17 protein-coding genes and 1 other annotated feature (1 of these 18 running past the window's edge) are annotated in these 17,320 nt (G+C 39.1%); of the genes, 15 read left to right on the top strand and 2 right to left on the bottom strand.

The features are described from left to right. Positions 1-161 (top strand) — a binding site (T-box leader) (it extends 74 nt beyond the left edge of the window). 51 nt (positions 162-212) lie between these two features. Genes trpE through trpA form a run of 7 tightly spaced genes read left to right on the top strand, consistent with a single transcriptional unit; the run spans position 213 to position 6,550 of the window. Next, a complete protein-coding gene (trpE, locus tag BM350_RS07885) occupies positions 213-1,631 on the top strand; it encodes an anthranilate synthase component I (protein ID WP_090915115.1) in 1,419 nt (472 codons plus the stop codon). Then, complete coding sequence (locus BM350_RS07880; RefSeq protein WP_090915117.1) at positions 1,628-2,215, top strand: anthranilate synthase component II; 588 nt, start codon at positions 1,628-1,630, stop codon at positions 2,213-2,215. The genes trpE and BM350_RS07880 overlap by 4 nt, the downstream gene beginning before the upstream one ends. Further along, positions 2,212-3,237, top strand: a complete 1,026-nt coding sequence (trpD, locus tag BM350_RS07875) for an anthranilate phosphoribosyltransferase (RefSeq protein ID WP_090915119.1) — start codon at positions 2,212-2,214, stop codon at positions 3,235-3,237. Before BM350_RS07880 ends, trpD begins: the two co-directional genes overlap by 4 nt. After that, positions 3,238-3,999: an indole-3-glycerol phosphate synthase TrpC gene (gene trpC / locus BM350_RS07870; RefSeq protein ID WP_090915123.1), complete on the top strand. Its 762-nt coding sequence runs from the start codon at positions 3,238-3,240 to the stop codon at positions 3,997-3,999. Then, complete coding sequence (locus BM350_RS07865) at positions 3,996-4,598, top strand: phosphoribosylanthranilate isomerase (protein ID WP_090915125.1); 603 nt, start codon at positions 3,996-3,998, stop codon at positions 4,596-4,598. Before trpC ends, BM350_RS07865 begins: the two co-directional genes overlap by 4 nt. Positions 4,599-4,600: 2 nt before the next feature. Further along, positions 4,601-5,794: a tryptophan synthase subunit beta gene (trpB, locus tag BM350_RS07860; protein WP_090915127.1), complete on the top strand. Its 1,194-nt coding sequence runs from the start codon at positions 4,601-4,603 to the stop codon at positions 5,792-5,794. Positions 5,795-5,797: 3 nt separating this feature from the next. Then, positions 5,798-6,550: a tryptophan synthase subunit alpha gene (trpA, locus tag BM350_RS07855; protein WP_090915129.1), complete on the top strand. Its 753-nt coding sequence runs from the start codon at positions 5,798-5,800 to the stop codon at positions 6,548-6,550. A 190-nt stretch (positions 6,551-6,740) separates the two neighbouring features. On the opposite strand, the gene BM350_RS07850 is transcribed toward trpA, so the two are convergent. Continuing rightward, entirely contained in the window at positions 6,741-7,298 is a 558-nt protein-coding gene (locus BM350_RS07850) for a DUF4240 domain-containing protein (protein WP_090915131.1), read from the bottom strand. Between the two features lie 150 nt (positions 7,299-7,448). Here BM350_RS07850 and BM350_RS27835 point away from each other — a divergent pair, with 150 nt between their 5' ends. The 4 genes from BM350_RS27835 (at position 7,449) to BM350_RS07835 (ending at position 11,078) form a co-directional block, all read left to right on the top strand. Beyond that, positions 7,449-7,580 (top strand): hypothetical protein, encoded by a 132-nt coding sequence (locus tag BM350_RS27835; RefSeq protein WP_280141365.1) that lies wholly within the window; start codon positions 7,449-7,451, stop codon positions 7,578-7,580. Between the two features lie 41 nt (positions 7,581-7,621). Next, positions 7,622-9,118, top strand: coding sequence for an L-lactate permease (locus BM350_RS07845; RefSeq protein WP_090915133.1), 1,497 nt, complete (start codon positions 7,622-7,624; stop codon positions 9,116-9,118). Positions 9,119-9,198: 80 nt separating this feature from the next. Beyond that, the gene (locus BM350_RS07840) at positions 9,199-9,669 is read left to right on the top strand and encodes a GNAT family N-acetyltransferase (protein WP_090915135.1); all 471 of its coding nucleotides are present in this window, start codon (positions 9,199-9,201) and stop codon (positions 9,667-9,669) included. Between the two features lie 74 nt (positions 9,670-9,743). Then, positions 9,744-11,078, top strand: a complete 1,335-nt coding sequence (locus BM350_RS07835) for a CoA-disulfide reductase (RefSeq protein ID WP_090915137.1) — start codon at positions 9,744-9,746, stop codon at positions 11,076-11,078. A gap of 33 nt (positions 11,079-11,111) precedes the next feature. On the opposite strand, the gene BM350_RS07830 is transcribed toward BM350_RS07835, so the two are convergent. Further along, the gene (locus BM350_RS07830; RefSeq protein ID WP_090915139.1) at positions 11,112-11,771 is read right to left on the bottom strand and encodes a suppressor of fused domain protein; all 660 of its coding nucleotides are present in this window, start codon (positions 11,769-11,771) and stop codon (positions 11,112-11,114) included. Between the two features lie 329 nt (positions 11,772-12,100). Here BM350_RS07830 and BM350_RS07825 point away from each other — a divergent pair, with 329 nt between their 5' ends. From BM350_RS07825 to BM350_RS07810, 4 genes are all read left to right on the top strand, one after another. Beyond that, positions 12,101-13,213, top strand: coding sequence for a hypothetical protein (locus BM350_RS07825; protein ID WP_090915141.1), 1,113 nt, complete (start codon positions 12,101-12,103; stop codon positions 13,211-13,213). A 727-nt stretch (positions 13,214-13,940) separates the two neighbouring features. Then, entirely contained in the window at positions 13,941-14,651 is a 711-nt protein-coding gene (locus BM350_RS07820; RefSeq protein WP_090915143.1) for a response regulator transcription factor, read from the top strand. A 4-nt stretch (positions 14,652-14,655) separates the two neighbouring features. Continuing rightward, entirely contained in the window at positions 14,656-15,726 is a 1,071-nt protein-coding gene (locus BM350_RS07815) for a sensor histidine kinase (protein WP_090915144.1), read from the top strand. 83 nt (positions 15,727-15,809) lie between these two features. After that, complete coding sequence (locus tag BM350_RS07810) at positions 15,810-16,907, top strand: hypothetical protein (protein ID WP_090915146.1); 1,098 nt, start codon at positions 15,810-15,812, stop codon at positions 16,905-16,907. The last annotated feature ends 413 nt before the right edge of the window (positions 16,908-17,320 follow it).

Here is a 17,320-nt window from a genome sequence, read left to right as displayed (position 1 = left end):
CGGTGCCATATGCGGAATGGGCTTACGAGAGGTATGCTGAACTGTAAGTAGGCAACCCGGGTTCCGCCGTTACAAGGATAGGGTATAATATTGTACTTGAAAAAGCGGGATGCTTTGCATCCAACAAGAGGTGGTACCGCGGTAATTTTATCGTCCTCTGCATATTTCCATATGCAGGGGACTTTTTTATTTTAGGAAAAGAGGTGACAGTGATGATAACGAAAGATCAATTTATAATACAAAAAAAGCAAGGGAAAACCTTTCTTATTATTCAAGAAGAAGAAGGGGATAGCGTGACACCGATTGCGTTATATCGCCGCATTACAGGTGAGAAAAAATTTCTACTCGAAAGTTCGCAGCTTCATCAAGATAAAGGTCGTTATTCCTATTTAGGATGTAATCCTTACGGCGAAATAAAAAGTATTGGTAAGACAGTAGAGATTATGATAAATGGTGCGCTAGAAAAGGTAAACGGAAACGTATTAAAGGAGCTAGAAAGTGTTCTTGCATTAGAGAAAGTTGAGAGTCCATTCCCATTTTGCGGAGGAGCGGTTGGCTATATTGGGTATGATGTTATTCGGCAATATGAAGATATTGGAGAGATGCTCTCTGACCCTTTAAATATTCCAGAAGTACATGTGCTGCTTTACCGCATGTTTGTCGTATACGATCATGTAAGGCAAAAGCTATCATTTGTATATGTATATCGCAGCGGCGATACGGACTCGTATGAAGAGGTTTATGAACAACTGCAAACGTATAAGCAAAAATTGCTGCATGAATCAGAGGAGCAGGTGAAAGCGCTGTGTGCTTCTGTATCATTTACATCTTCTGTAACAGAAGAAAGGTTTTACAAAATGGTTGAACAGGCAAAGGAATATATTCGGGCAGGGGATATCTTTCAAGTTGTATTATCACAGCGTTTGCAAAGTGATTTTACAGGAGATCCATTTGCGTTATATCGCCGTCTTCGCACCGCGAATCCATCTCCTTATATGTTTTATATTGATTTTCAAGATTACGTCGTACTTGGCTCTTCACCAGAAAGTTTGCTTTCTGTACGAGATGAAAAGGTGATGACAAATCCAATTGCCGGAACAAGGCCGCGCGGAAAAACAAAAGAAGAGGATGAAAAGATAGCGAAGGAACTGCTTGCAAACGAGAAGGAACGGGCAGAACATATGATGCTTATTGATTTAGGAAGAAATGATATTGGCCGGGTGAGTGAGATCGGTTCTGTACATTTAGATAAATATATGAAAATCGAGAAATATTCCCATGTTATGCATATTGTATCTGAAGTTTACGGAACATTGCGAAAAAAGGTGAATTGTTTTGATGCATTAGCATATTGCTTACCAGCAGGAACTGTATCGGGAGCTCCTAAAATTAGAGCAATGGAAATTATAAACGAATTAGAAACAGAAAAGCGAAATGTGTATGCCGGAGCTGTTGGGTATATTTCATTTTCAGGCAATATGGATATGGCACTTGCGATACGAACGATGGTTATAAAAGATAAGAAAGCATATGTACAGGCGGGCGCTGGCGTTGTGTATGATTCGAACCCTGCGGCTGAATATGAAGAAACGCTAAATAAAGCAAAAGCGCTCTTGGAGGTAATGAAATGATTGTCTTAATTGATAACTATGATTCATTCACATATAACTTGTATCAATTGTTAGGTCATCATACAGAACATATTGTTGTAGTGCGTAACGATGAAGTGACAATTGAGGAACTAGTGGACATGAAGCCAAAAGCAATTATTCTTTCACCAGGACCTGGAAGGCCGGAAGATGCAGGGGTTTGTATTCATGTGATTCAACATTTTTATAAAACAGTTCCGATTCTCGGTATTTGTCTAGGACATCAAGCGATTGTTACTGCTTTTGGCGGAGAAGTTGTGCAGGCAGAAAAGATCAAACATGGGAAAACGTCGCTTGTAAAACATAATGGCACATCGATATTCTCATATGTAAAACAGCCGCTGACAGCGATGCGCTATCATTCACTCGTAGCAAGGCAGCGCAATCTTCCTAGTTGTTTTGATGTATTAGCGACAGCGATGGATGATGGAGAAATCATGGCAGTTCGTCATCATTACTATCCGCTTTTTGGATTACAGTTTCACCCGGAATCCATTGCAACTGAAGAAGGTGATAAATTAATACGGGCATTTTTATCTAATGTGAAAGAGGGGGAGAGAGTATGAACAGTTATCTTCGAAAATTAGTAGAAGGGCAAGATTTAACGGAACATGAAATGTATGAAGCGGGTATTAGCTTATTAAACGAAGATATTTTAGAAAGTGAGATTGCAGCCTTTTTAGCGTTGTTAAAGGCAAAGGGGGAAACAGCGGATGAAATATATGGCCTTGTTCGCGCCCTTCGTGAAAAAGCATTGCCATTTTCTAATCATATTGCAAATGCGATGGACAATTGCGGAACAGGAGGAGACGGGGCGCAAACGTTTAATGTGAGTACAACATCAGCTTTCGTACTTGCCGGTGCAGGCGTAAAGATTGCGAAACATGGAAACCGCGCCGTTTCTAGTAAAACGGGAAGTGCAGATTTATTAGAAGAACTCGGGGTGAACATAGCGTGTTCGCCAAAGCAAATTGATTATTTGTTAGAGAACGTTGGGATTGCCTTTCTATTTGCACCGGCGATGCATCCAGCACTGCGCCGCATTATGAAAGTAAGAAAGGAATTAAATGTTCCAACAATCTTTAATGTAATCGGACCACTTACAAATCCAATTGACTTAGAAACACAGTTCGTCGGTATTTACAAACGTGAGATGTTATTTCCTGTAGCGGAAGTCTTGCAAAAGCTTGGCAGAAAAAGAGCAATTGTTGTAAATGGCAGTGGATTTTTAGATGAAGCATCTTTACAAGGAGAAAATCACGTAGCAATTTTAAAAGATAACAACATTATGGAAGTAAGTGTTTCTCCAGAAGAGTATGGATTTTCACGTGTGAAAAACGAAGCGATTAGAGGCGGAGATGCAAAGGAAAATGCCAATATTACATTAAATGTGCTGCGCGGAGAAGAGAGCGTATACCGTGATACAGTGTTATTCAATGCAGGACTTGCTCTTTTTGCAAACGGAAAAGCAGTGACAATTGAAGAGGGCATTCGCTTAGCGGCTCATAGTATTGATTCGGGAAGAGCGCTGGAGAAACTAAATCTACTAATTGCTGAAAGTCATCAAAAGCTAGAGAGGGTGAACTAAATGGAAACGATTTTAACGAAAATTATTGAGCAAAAAAAGAAAGAAGTAGCGGTGTTATATGAAACGTATATCCCAGCAAAGAAAAAACGTACATCATATTCTCTCGTAGAAGCGCTGCAAAAGTTTACTGTAATTGCAGAAATAAAACGTGCTTCACCGTCTAAAGGGGATATGAACTTACATGTTGATGTCGCTAAACAAGCAGAGCTCTATGAAACAAATGGTGCAGGGGCAATCTCTGTTTTAACAGATAGTCAATTTTTTAAGGGCTCTTTTCACGATTTAGAAACAGCAAGAGCTCATGTGAATGTACCACTTTTATGTAAAGATTTTATTATTGATAGAATTCAAATTGACCAGGCATATGATGCGGGAGCAAATCTCATTTTACTTATTGTTGCTGCATTAACAAAAGAAAAATTATTTGCGCTATATACGTACGTAAAAGAGCTCGGCTTAGAAGCGATTGTAGAGATTCATAATGAAGAGGAGTTAGAAACAGCATTAGAGCTCAATCCTGATGTCATTGGAGTAAATAATCGAAATTTGAAAACATTTGAAGTGGATTTAAGAATAACAGAACAGCTTGGGAAACGGCTAAATGAACAAAATGTACTTTGGATTAGTGAAAGCGGTATTCATACGAAAGAGGATATTATACGTGTCAAAAAAGCTGGTGCAAAAGGAATTCTTGTCGGAGAAGCGTTCATGACAGCACCGTCTGTCGGAGACTTTTTTCAATCGCTGCAGGTGACGATATGAAAGTAAAGATTTGCGGTATTACTGATATAAGAACAGCAAAAATCGTTTGTGAATACGGAGCAGATGCCATTGGGTTTGTATTTGCGAAAAGTAAGCGGAAAATTACGCCAGATCAGGCAAAACAAATGATTGAAGAACTCCCGGAGAATGTAATGAAAGTTGGCGTTTTCGTAAATGAATCAATTGAATTGATTCAGAATATTGTAACATATTGTGGTTTAACGCATGTACAACTGCATGGGGATGAACAAAATTACCATATTAAAAGATTGAATATTCCGTGTATAAAGGCGATCGGTGTAAGTTCGCGCGAAGATATAGAACGTGCAGAGGAATATGAAACTGATTTTATATTATTTGATAGTCCGAAAGAGCAGTTTCATGGCGGAAATGGAAAAACATTTTCATGGGAGTTATTGCGGTCAAATCCAATTGGAAAAAAATGCATATTAGCTGGCGGATTACAGCTTGAAAATATTGCAGAAGCGATTGAAATGGTTCAGCCGTATATGGTTGATGTGAGCAGCGGCGTAGAAACAAATGGCAAAAAAGATATCGAGAAAATAAAAAAATTTATCACAAAAGCGAAGGAGTGTTAAATATGCAATATGTATATCCAGATGAAAAAGGTCATTACGGTATGTACGGAGGACGTTATGTTCCAGAAACGTTAATGCAGTCTGTTTTAGAATTAGAAGAAGCATATAAAGAGGCAATGCAAGATGAAGCATTTGAGAAGCAATTAGACCATTATTTACAAACGTATGTCGGCAGAGAAACACCGCTTTATTTTGCAGAAAATCTTACGAAGTATTGCGGCGGGGCAAAAATTTATTTAAAGCGAGAAGATTTAAATCATACAGGTGCTCATAAAATTAACAACACAATTGGGCAGGCACTTCTTGCAGTGCGAATGGGCAAGAAAAAGGTGGTCGCAGAAACCGGGGCTGGACAGCACGGAGTCGCAACAGCAACTGTATGTGCCTTGCTTGGCTTAGAATGCGTCATTTTCATGGGAGAAGAGGACGTGAAACGCCAAAAATTAAATGTCTTTCGAATGGAACTGTTAGGCGCAAAAGTGGAAAGCGTTGCAGCAGGGAGCGGGACGTTAAAAGATGCAGTAAATGAGGCGCTTCGTTACTGGGTTGCACATGTACATGATACGCACTATGTGATGGGATCTGTTCTTGGACCACATCCATTTCCGCAAATGGTACGTGATTTCCAAAGTGTTATCGGTAAGGAAACAAAGAAACAATATGCAGCGTTAGAGGGGAAATTACCGGAAGCGGTTGTAGCTTGCATTGGAGGCGGCAGTAATGCGATGGGAATGTTTTATCCATTTGTACAAGATGAAGAGGTTGCGCTTTACGGCGTAGAAGCAGCAGGCAAGGGAATTCATACAGAGAAGCATGCCGCAACATTAACGAAAGGAAGCGTCGGCGTTTTGCACGGATCGATGATGTATATTTTGCAAAATGAAGAAGGACAAATTCAAGAAGCGCACTCCATTTCAGCAGGGCTTGATTACCCGGGAGTTGGTCCGGAACATAGTTTATTAAAAGATATTGGTCGTGTATCGTATCATTCTATAACAGATGAAGAAGCGCTTCATGCTTTTCAGCTATTAACGAAACAAGAAGGGATTATACCGGCACTAGAAAGCTCGCATGCTGTGGCATATGCACTTAAACTAGCTCCAATTATGAAAAAAGACGAGGGACTTGTTATTTGTTTATCAGGACGCGGCGATAAAGATGTTGAAAGCATAAAACGTTATATGGAAGAGGTGTAAGCGATGGGAGTAGAAAGAATTAATAAAGCATTTCAAAATGGGAAAAAAGCATTCATCCCGTACGTAATGGGTGGAGATGGCGATTTACAAGAACAAATTCGCTTTTTAGACGAAGCCGGGGCAAGCATTATTGAAATTGGAATCCCGTTTTCCGATCCAGTTGCAGACGGACCAACGATTCAAAGGGCAGGAAAACGAGCATTAGAAAATGGAACAACATTAGAAGGAATTTTTCAAGCGTTAGCGGAAGTGAGAGCAACAGTGCAAATTCCTTTTGTGCTCATGACCTATTTAAATCCTATTTTAGCATTCGGGAAAGAACGTTTTACCCTGCACTGCATCGAAGCAGGCGTCGATGGGATTATCGTTCCGGATCTTCCGTATGAAGAACAAGATATCATTGCACCGCTGCTATGCGATGCAAACATTGCCCTTATTCCGCTTGTAACAGTAACGAGCCGGGTAGAACGAATTGAAATGATTACGAGTGAATCACAAGGATTCGTCTATGCTGTCACAGTAGCGGGCGTAACGGGAGTGCGCCGCGATTTCACACAAGAATTACACACATACTTAGAAAAGGTGAAAGCACATGTTCAGCTTCCGGTTGTTGCGGGATTTGGTATATCGAAGGCGGGGCAAATAGAGGAAATGACTCGAGTATGCGACGGAGTAGTTGTCGGAAGTAAAGTCATTGAGCTGTTAGAGAGCGAAAAGCGAGATGAGATTCGTGAGCTGATTGCTGTGGTGAAATAAAAGAGTTAACGGCAAAACTCAAGTGCACATAGTGTTGAATATCGTCGAAGAGTCTTTAAATTGTGTCGAATCGCCGATATATATTAAAAAACGTTCGATATATTCTAAAAAGCAATCGATATATTGTAGACATATAAACAAGGAGCTGATTCAAAAGACATTTACATCTCTTTTGAGTCAGCACCATATATTAACCTAATGGATTTTCACCAAAACGTTCCCACAGTTTTGGGAAGCGCTCAGCTAATTCGTCCTCATCTTCTTCCCAGTCAAATTTTATTCCTTGTTCAAATGACTCATAACCTTTTTCATCAAGTAACGATGAGAATTTCTCCCATATTTCATTATCCCACTCTGTATCTCCTGTTTCTTTTAGGCTGAAAGCTTCAAATCCAGTACTTAACATTTCCTCAAATTCTGGAATGAGTTCGTCCTCTTCATAGTAAGCAGGAATTAAGTTTGCTAGATTTTCAGGGTTTTGCACAGCGGATTCAAATGTTTCTTGTCCACATGCGATGAGCCAACCTCTAAAGTAATCAAATGAATCATCGGAGCATCCACCTAAAATAATATAAGCAGCTGCCCATAAAGAGGATGTGTAAGATTGCTGTAAAGCAGTTTGAAGATGGATTTCATAATCTGCAACTTCATCTGCGGATTTTGCAGCTAATTGCTCAACTAACCATTCACTTGTTTCGTCTTTTGTATTCATTTCTGAAATCAGTTGCCAAAATTGTTCTTGGTTCATTGCCATCGCTCCTCTAAAAAAGGTGTTGTTTGTAGTGTAGCATGTTTTTAATAGTTCATCAGATAAAGAATAGGATAAAAAACTGACATGAAATGAATTGAATATTCTGTCTTATGTTATATAATATTTTTTAACATATAAGTTGCTGCTATGAAGAAAAATCATGCCCTGCACTTGCTTTCTCTTTTTGTTTTAACCCTTGCCCGTGGCAAAAAAAGCCCTGACCGCTGCTATGCATGGCCAGATGCTATCGCCCCTTTAAAAAGAAAAGAGGTTTTATAACGTTTTTTCAATTTGTACCTTAAAAGAAATGAGATGATGGTATGACAGTATTATTAGCCCTTATTCCAATCATGATGATTTTTATTTGTTTATTTGTCTTCAAGCAAACATCGCTGAAAGCATCGATAATTTCTTATGTTGTGTGCAGCGGAATTGTCTTGCTATCACCGGTGTTTCGCTTGCGAATAGGGGAGATTGCCCATGCAACAATAAAAGGCGCTTTAATTTGTTTTATCGTTGGATACGTATTGTTTTTTGGTATTTTTTTATTTCACCTTATGAATAAAATGGGGTATATCGATCAAGTTGCTCGTTTTATGGAACATGTTACACATGACCGTTTACTGCAAATGCTTCTCATGTGTTTTGGGATTTGTCCTCTTATTGAATCAGTAAGTGGATTTGGAATTGGATTTATGGTGGCTGCTCCTATTTTTCTTTCGCTCGGTTACAAGCCGTTTCAAGCTGTTTTACTTTCGTTTATTGGTTTGTTAGCAAGCTCATGGGGAGCAATGGCAACAGGAACGATTATTGGCTCAGGACTTATTGATATGCCTTTAGTACAACTTGGCTCTGGTACAGCGCTGTTAAGTGTGCCAATCTTTGCGTATTTTATCATTCTTTCATTATATATAGTCGGTGGATGGGCTGCAGCAATGCAAAAATGGAAAGAAGCAACTGGTTTTTTTCTATTATTTTCTCTCTCCATCTATTTGTCTAGTACATATGTAAGTGTTGAATTAGCAGGGATTTTAAGTGCGATTGTAACGATAACATTTGGATTTATTATCATTAAAATGACAGCAAAACAGCAGAAAGAAGTGTATTCGGAACATGCAGCTGCCAAGCAGCAAGAAGTTTCTATTGTAAAAATAATTAGCCCGTATTTATTTTTAACAGTCTGTATTTTGCTTTCTCGTCTGATTCCGTCGTTTCATAGTGCACTACAATCATATGCAGTTATTAACTTGCCATCTTATTCTTACAAACTTGAGTTATTATATTCACCAGGATTTTGGCTTGGGGTTACATGTGTATTTACCATTATTTCCTTCCGGATTCCTTCTATTATAATAAAGCAGTCATTATTGCAAACGGTGAAACAATGGATTCCTTTTGCGATTACAACGACCATGTTTATTGCGATTTCAGAACTAATGGGTGCAGCAGGGATGCATGCCTTATTAGCGGAAGCTGCTGGTCATATTTTTGGAATGATGTTTGTTTTCGTTGTTCCATTTATCGGTGGTATGGGCGGTTTTTTAACGGGAAGTAACGCAGGATCAAATGCGATGTTTATGAAATTACAAATGCAAACAGCACAGAACGTGGGGCTTCCGTGGCAGTTTGTAACAACGGTGCAAAATACAAGTTCGTCTGTTGCAACCATTGCTTGTCCATCGCGAATTACGCTTGGTGCTTATTTATGTAACATTCCATTTCGAGAAAATGAGTTGTTAAAGAAGACGACACTTATGATTTTTGGCGCCGTTTTGATTGTGGTAGGAGAAGTTTTGGTGTGGCATCTTATTAGGTAAAGAAACGCTTCTCTTATAGGAGAAGTGTTTGTGTTTGTAGAAATAAGTAATTTTATAAAAAGAGAAAGAGTGAGCATAGAATGACTATAAATTTAAGAGATATAACAAACGAGAATTGGATAGAGTGTATATTCTTAACTACAAATAAAGAGGGCAAGCACTTTGTGTGCGAAGAGTTTGTAGCCTCAAATGCATTATCATTAGCACAGTCAAAAGTTCAAAAAGGTTGGATTACAAAGGCAATATACAATGATGAAACGATGGTTGGCTTTACGATGTATGGCTATTGTGAACAACATCATTTTTTTGAAATATGTAGACTCATGATAGATCATAAATACCAAGGAAAAGGGTATGGGAAAACGGCACTTTTATACGTAATAGATGAGATGAGAAAAGATGCGAATTGTCATGAAATTTTTCTATCTTTTGAACCGAATAATATCGTTGCAAAACAGCTATATAAAAGCATTGGTTTTGAAGATACAGACAGAATGGTTGAGGGGGAATGTTTATATAAGCTACCATTTAAGAAGGATGAAGTAAGATGAAAAGCTCCATAATGACTGATAACTGCAGAAGATGGGAATTGTAAACGATAGATAATGATAGAAGGAGTGATATAGTGAAATACGTTATTATAGGCGGAGATGCAGCTGGAATGAGTGCAGCAATGCAAATTGTCCGTAATGACCAAGAAGCAAGTGTAATCACTTTAGAAAAAGGCGAAATCTATTCATATGCGCAGTGCGGTCTTCCTTATGCGATTAGCGGAATCATTGCTTCTACTGAAAAGCTAATTGCTAGGAGTGTTGATACGTTTCGGAATAAATATCATATTGATGCCAAAGTGAATCATGAAGTGACACGTGTAGATCCAGCGGGCAAAAAAGTATATGGCATACATACGCAAACATCAGAACCATTCGAATATGAATACGATCGTTTATTAATTGCAACGGGAGTGCGTCCAGTTATGCCAAACTGGAAAGGCAGTGATTTGCAAGGAGTGCATCTATTAAAAACGATTCCGGATGCAGAGCGAATTATGGAGACGCTTCATAATCAGAAAGTTGAACATGTTACCATTATTGGCGGCGGGGCAATCGGTCTAGAAATGGCAGAAACATTTGCAAGGCTTGGGAAAAAAGTGCGCATGATTGAGCGGAATCATCATGTAGGTACCGTTTTTGATGAGGATATGGCAGCATATATTCATGAAGAAGCAAAAAAACATAACATTGAAATTCTTACAAATGAAAATGTGAAATCGTTTCAAGGAAAAGAGCAAGTTGAGTTTGTGGAAACAGATAAAGGAACGTATGAAACAGATCTTGTTTTAATATCAGTTGGAGTCAAGCCGAACACTGATTTTCTAGAAGAAACAAAGATCATTAAAAATCAAAAAGGTGCTATCCAAGTTAACGCGTATATGCAAACGAATATAGAGGACATTTATGCGGCAGGAGACTGCGCTACGCAGTACCATATTATAAAAGAAAAACATGATCATATTCCGCTTGGAACAACGGCAAACAAACAAGGAAGAATTGCCGGACTAAACATGGTGAATAAACGCAGAGCGTTTAAAGGGATTGTCGGAACAGCAATTATGAAATTCATGGACATAACACTAGGCCGAACAGGTTTGAATGAAAAAGAAGCAGAGCAATTACAATTACCATATGAAGTTGTAAAAATAGATTCAACAAACATAGCAGGATATTATCCAAGTAAGAAACCACTGCACGTAAAATTATTGTATCGAAAGGACACAAAACAACTGTTAGGCGGACAAGTAATTGGCGAGCAGGGCGTAGATAAACGAATAGATGTACTTGCGATGGCATTGTTTCATAAAATGACGATTCATGATTTAGAAGACGTTGACTTAAGTTACTCTCCGCCATACAACAGCGTATGGGATCCGTTGCAGCAAGCAGCGAGAAGGGGGGAATAAGCATCTCTTTTTCAAGAGATGCTTTATTTCTGACTATAAATAAGATTTTATCCGTTTCATATCTGTAATTAAATACGGATTATCTTTCTTCATATTTTTAACAAGAACCTCTGCTTGTGTGTAGTCCTCTTTCAGCACTTCTAATTCTTGTTGTGTAATTCCGACTAATTGTATAAAATTCACTCTACCATGAACAGTGTCAATTCCTTCTGCCTCAGTATCACTTACAACTAGTAAAGCAGTAATAGCAGATTCTACGCCAATATGAAGAGACGTTCCATTCCCTGCCACAAATTGCATTGGCTCAAAAAACCTTTTCTGTGTGTAGGTATAGCGAGCAAGATTAGATAGCATATCTATTGCCCACATACAATCCTCATTTGAATCCTCTTTCAGTTTTATAGTCATTTCATAACCAAAGCGGCTCCATTCACCACCAAATGCTTCTTCATCTGTGTAAAGCTCCGTCATTCCATAAGTCAGTAAATGCTTGTAACCATTTGGAGATTGATAAATACTATAGCCGTCTAAATATTGGTCTCCCCCAAAAATGGAACGTTCATGAAATGTTGTCCCATAATGTGCAGGTTTCTGATTAGGATAAAGTTTATCAAAGATCTCATCAATTGCTTCCCATCCTGGTGCCCAATCTTCCTGCTCTGATGCACGTTTTTCATATTCTTCTAAAATCAATTCGTATTACCTCCTTAATCTTGGTAAGTGCGTGTTATTACAATGATAAAATAATAGAATGCTAACTTCTACTACTCTTCTTTCGCCTTAGGTTATATTTCCTTCTTACCTTATAGGAAAAACTATGCAAATAACCATTTTATGAAATATGTATTATTCAACTAAACTGCATTGTTAGTTAAAGATATCATATGTGGATTGTAACATATTTTCCCATGAATCTTAGCTGTCCGCTTAAAAAGTGTAGATATTAATAGTAAACCCTAGAAGTGGCAGAGTATTAGACTTGTTAGGAGGTCATTTGCTACATTTAGGAAGAGGTGAAATGAATGCATAGAATGTTGATAGATAGAGCTAGCGGGAAAACTTGGAGTATTCAAAGAAACGATAGCATACTTGCCACTTCGACTGGGGGCAGAAAACCCCGGGAGAAGCAGTTTGACAATGCTGAGCAGGCAGCCAAGCAGATGGAGAAGGAAATTTGGCAGAGATTGAAGAAAGGAATGATCTATCATAATTTGGAGGTATCGGCAGGAGAACCGGTGTTGCAGTTATATTTGGGAAAGGGATACACAGGGTTTCTTCCTTTTGTCCCTATACCAGGAACTAATTCATCGTATGTTGGATATGTTATTGGTCAGTTTCAGCGAGAAGAGATTTATTTAATAGACGAGTACGGAGGGAAACAAGTCGTTTTTGAGCTTGGAGAAAATCATCTTGTATACGATATGTACTATTGTCCTCATGCGGGCGAGTTGGTATTGAATGATTGTCATTTGATAAGAGGATATGAGGTGGAGAGCCGGAAGCTTAAGCTTTATTCGGAACCACTGTATACTGAATTGGCGGTAGGGAATACGCTGTCGTTATCCGGTGATAGAGTACTCTGGTATCATGATTCCAAACTTATTGTGTACGATCTTATAAAGGAAAAGGTGGTCTGCCAGATAGCAGTAAATTGCGAGGTGTATGGAGGGCACAGTACACAGCTATGTGCTGCGCTGTCGCATAGCGGAGATACGTTCGCTTATTGTACGAATAGTAGGGAAGTAAAAGTATATGATATTGCCTCTGGTCAAGAAGTAGTACTGCCCAAATCTATCCATGCTATGACAACAAGGATAATCTTCTCCCCGGATGATCATCTTTTGTTTACTCAGGAGCAATACGGGCATTGGGATTTGCTTGTATATGATTGGCAGGCTAAGGAGAAATGCGAGGATTGGCAGATAGGTGAGACTAGGAGTTGTGCGATTCATGCGGGAAAAGGACTGGTAGCTGCTTATGATAGAGGAAAGGTACGACTGTATGAACTTGTAACAAAACGGCTTGTAGCAACAATCGTGATTGAGCATGTGGTGAAGTCTTGCAATATAGCATTCACTGAGGACTATTTGGCTGTTTATACAGATTATGGTTGTTTTAGCCTTTATGCATTGTAGGGAAAAGACTTCATCTTGCCGAAGTTTTTGCGAGGTGAAGCTACGTGCCAAATTTAGCATCTAGCATAGGATTTGTATGAAAACTAGAATAAATTTCTTACGTTAGAATGCCATTTAATCCGTATGCAACTTATTCAACGATAGGGTGCAATTGTAGACCAACGCTAATATTAGTCTAAAAAGTAGACACAACAAACTGCTTTTCTACATTGAGTCAAACTTTATTTTAAATTCGCATTTTTCGTATAACGTATAATTTTTTGATATAGTAGCATTGCTATTAACCTAACAAGAATAAACTAACTCAAAACGATAAAAATTGAGCAATTTGCACAAAATTTTTGTTGTGGATAATGATGAATTCTTGACTTGATGAGCATGGGGAGCTAGGGAATATTTCTATAAAATGAATGAAGAGAATAAAATATAAAGTCTTCATGGTAGTTCAAAAAGGAAATCTGGACAACTTAATTGACTTACGGCGGGAACTAAGAGACGAACTTTTGGGTAAAGAAGAGTGTTATCAGTGGACTTACCATAAAGGTGCGGTGAAATTTACTGACACTATAGTATGAAATTAGGAATGTTATATTTTAATAGATTCCAAATTTATTTTATGTGAATTCACTCTTTGGGAAGGTGATTATCATTATTAAGCTATCGAAAATCGTGCAAAATCTCGAAGATCCAATTTTTATTATGTCTTATTACAAAGGTGGTTGGAATCATGCGGAATGAAGCGATATTAGTGGTTGATGACGAGGAAGGCATTCTGACTATGCTTGAGAATCTTCTTCGAAAAGAAGGGTATATCCATGTTACTAAAGCCAGTTCCACTGCTGAGGCGCTCATGGCTGTTCGAACAACACGCTTTGATATAATTGTTCTTGATGTCATGCTTCCTGATATGGACGGATTTTCTTTGTGTATGGAGTTACGCAAGACCATAAGAACCCCTATTCTATTTCTTAGCGCTCGTTCCAGTGATTTGGATAAGTTACAGGGTCTGTATTTAGGCGGGGACGATTATGTAACTAAACCGTTCAATCCGATGGAAGTTATCGCACGAATTCAGGCGCATTTGAGGCGGAGCACTCTCTATGCGTCTGATGTTGTAAGCGCTGAGGATTTGTATCAGTATCATACTTTTTCGGTTAACCGTACTACCGGACAACTTATTGTTAACAATGTGGATACTCCTTGTCCGGCCAAAGAACTTGAACTACTTCTCTATTTTTGTAAACATCCAAATCAGGTATTTACCGCCCAGCAATTATATGAGCAAGTGTGGGGGACGATGGTCCAAGGGGATGAGAAAACAGTCGTTATCCACATCTCTAGACTCAGAAAGAAGCTTGAAGCTGATCCGTCCAACCCTAAGTTGATTGTTACGCTAAGAGGAATTGGGTATAAATTTGTTCCACCTACGGGAGGTTAGAGCAATGAACTTTATGCTTCGTATAGCATTGCAACTGCTAATGGCTTTCTTTTTTCTGTTTGTTTGTATTCATATAATTGTCATTGGGACAGCTTGGCTTTTTTGGCCACAAACAATCACGGATGGAAACGGTTCAGATATCTTTACGCTTTATGTATTGGTGGTGTGTGCCCTACTTTTTCTTCTGACCTTGCTTCTGATTGGGTGGTATCTTGGAAAGCCGATTTATTTCATTATTGTTTGGATTAGACGTTTGGCAAACGGTCAATATGATTTTCCTATGCGCTGGGATGAGATCCACTCTCTCAAAAGCGGAACGTTGAAATTTCCATATGCAGTCTATAAGGAAGTATTCGAGCATTTACGGATGCTTGGGAGCACACTCCAAAAAAACGAAAAAGAGTTGCGGGAGTCGGAACAAGCGAAACAAGAATGGATCCGAGGGATATCGCATGATTTAAAAACACCATTAACCTACATATCCTGTTATTCCACCATGCTGATAAATACGGAGTATCAATGGAGTGAAACGGAACAGAGGGAATTCTTGTCTATCATTCAACAGAAAGCGGCTCACCTGAAAGAAATGGTGCAGGATCTTAATGAAACGATTCAGGGCCAGATTCCTCTAAAGGTCGAGGAAGTGGATATCGTTGAACTCGTACGCAGAGCAATGGCGGATGTCAGTAGTGCACCTTGGGCGACCGGTCATCTGTTCATGATGGATTCGGAGCCAGAACAAATTTTTGTAACTTGCGATCCAAAGCTGTTGACACGCGCTATCCGTAATTTACTTGTCAATGCCGTCGTTCATAATCCAGAAGGCACCGAGATTGCGATTTATATTTCGCAGCTGTATGACCAGATGGCGGAAATCCAGATTAAAGATAACGGGATTGGATTTAGTGAGTCGTTTGTTAAAAGTGATGTAGTAATAATGCCCTCCGAACGCTCGGGTTTGGGATTGTCCATTGCGAGGCAACTAATTGAGGCTCATGGTGGAAAATTAATCGTCGTCAGTAAGCCGAACGAAGGGACTTCTCTGTCGATTAGATTGTTATTGGCGCAAATTTAGGGTGAAATTCATCGTCTGTTTACCTCCTGTTTACGAACGTACCATATACTAAAAGAAATATCATATAAGGAGTGGTGATCTTCATGGATCCTGTAAATTTGAATACTGCTTCTCATTCCAAGGTGACCGGAGCGAAACCTGCATTGTTTCGCTGGTGGAAGCGGTGGCCAGAATGGGTTCGATATGCAGCAATCATTTGGACGCTTATTTATGGTACGTTGGGGGTGTATTGGTCGCTTGGAGGCTTAGGTTTTCCATTAGGTTTGATGAACGATCCGAATGCGTTAAATTCAGTTTTTAGACATGTTACAGTTAATGATGCAGGGCCAGTCATTGCTATTCTTTGTTTTTTTGGTGTGGTAGTGCTTTTTATGTTCAAGTTCAAAGTGCGTGGTTTTATCCGAACGATTCTCATTTTTTATGCTTGGAGCGTCGCGATGATTCTTTGCTTTATAATCACGGATACCCGTCCAATTATGTTAGTAGCCTATGCTCCTATTTGCTTGATTGGGGCTCTTTTCGGGCTATCGTTACATTATTTCGATCACATCACATGGCCGGTGGTAAACCAATTTATTTGTCTTGTAGGAGGAGTGCTATGGGCAGCGACGACCTTGTCATTTCAACGCCAATCCAGAGATGCTTGCAGATATTGTGGGCATAAAAACGGCACCAGACGTTGGATGGCTTCAAATTCTATGGCGCGCTGGGGAAGGTTAGTAACCTATGTTGCGATCTTTGCCCCTGCTTATTACGATATTACCCGTATTGCATGGCTGTTTGGAATACCTCTAGGGATTACAAAGGAATTATTTCAAAGTCTTCAAGAGTCAGGGGCTGTATGGGCCGGGGCGGGTCTAGCTTTGGTATCGATTAGTGGAGCCTTTCTTACTCGCGGACTTATAAAGCCGTGGGGAGAAATCTTTCCTCGTTGGATTCCGTTTTTGGCTGGGAAGCGCGTACATCCTGCTCTAGCCATCGTTCCTGCTGGATTTGTCTCCATAATGTTAATCGCCGCTGGTATTCAGATCGTCCTTAATTTCTCTTTTAGCAGTGATTTTCAGAACTGGGGAGCATCAACGCCTCTCTTGTTATTTCCAATTTGGGGAATCGCGTTGGGAGTGGCTACAATTTTCTATTATTACAAAAGGAAGGGGCGCTGTAATTACTGCGGTCTATAGGAGAGGACTTCATTAACGATGAATGCTAACATATTAAGCATTGTACCTGTAACTTTGTAAATCCGCAAAATCCTCATACTACTCCAATAACTAACTTTACTGTTGTTTATTTTGAGAAAAGATTAGCTAAAGTATAAAAATACTCACTCAATTGTTTTTTTTTGTAAAAAAGAGCCTTGTTCTATACGAAGAAAATGAATAGTAACGCAAATATACTACTAGCATTCTTGTAAGAAAAAATGGTTAAATCCTATTTTCTTCTCAACAACATGACATTTTTATTTCTCAACATGATAATCATCATTTATATGATAATATAAAAATTGTAGTTCCCTTAATCACCGTTCCTGTAACATCAATATGTAGAGGAGCAAACCCTCATTTAGAGGGTTTGTTTTATAAAGCACATAAAA

This window comes from Bacillus sp. 103mf (genome assembly GCF_900116295.1).
In the GTDB taxonomy this organism is placed as follows: domain Bacteria; phylum Bacillota; class Bacilli; order Bacillales; family Bacillaceae_G; genus Bacillus_A; species Bacillus_A bruguierae.
This window is presented reverse-complemented; position numbering and strand designations above follow the sequence as displayed.